This window comes from Grimontia celer (assembly GCF_900055185.1).
GTDB lineage: Bacteria > Pseudomonadota > Gammaproteobacteria > Enterobacterales > Vibrionaceae > Enterovibrio > Enterovibrio celer.
Window position 1 is genome coordinate 1 of record NZ_FIZX01000081.1, and the last position, 524, is coordinate 524.

Below are 524 nucleotides of genomic sequence, written 5' to 3' on the forward strand. Positions count from 1 at the left end.
CTGAAGTCGCGATTGATGAGTTCTTGGCGAACTTCCCTAACCCTGTGATTGGTCGACTACTTCGCGTTGTGTTAATGCCATTTGGTCGTATCCGTCGTGCACCAAACGACAAACTGGATAGCCAAGTCGCGCACATCCTACAAACACCAAGCGAAACACGCTCTCGTATCGGCCGTGGCCAATACTTGGAAGCAACGGAATACAACCCTGTAGGCAAGCTTGAATAAGCGCTAGAAGTGATTCTTCAAGCTGAACCTCTGTTTGATAAGGTTTGTAAAGAAACACATCAAAAACGTGCTTTCTTACGACTCGACCTTGTCGCTCAGCTGGGACTTGAGAAAGGTATCTTAACGCAAGAAGAAGCAAATCTTCTGATTAGCGCTGAGGAACATAGACTGTACACAATTAACGTTGATGACTTCTCACCAGAGGAGCTTGCAGCAAAGACTCAGTACCCAGAACAATCGATTGATAACGTCGCTTAAGGTCAGAGACAGAAACAAAAACGGGACTCCTATGAGTCC

General features: G+C 46.2%; 1 pseudogene. It reads left to right on the forward strand.

Annotated features, from left to right (window positions below):
• Nucleotides 1-485 (forward strand): annotated as a pseudogene (locus tag GCE9029_RS26230) (acyl-CoA dehydrogenase domain-containing protein); the annotation flags it as partial.
• Between the last annotated feature and the right edge of the window lie 39 nt (nucleotides 486-524).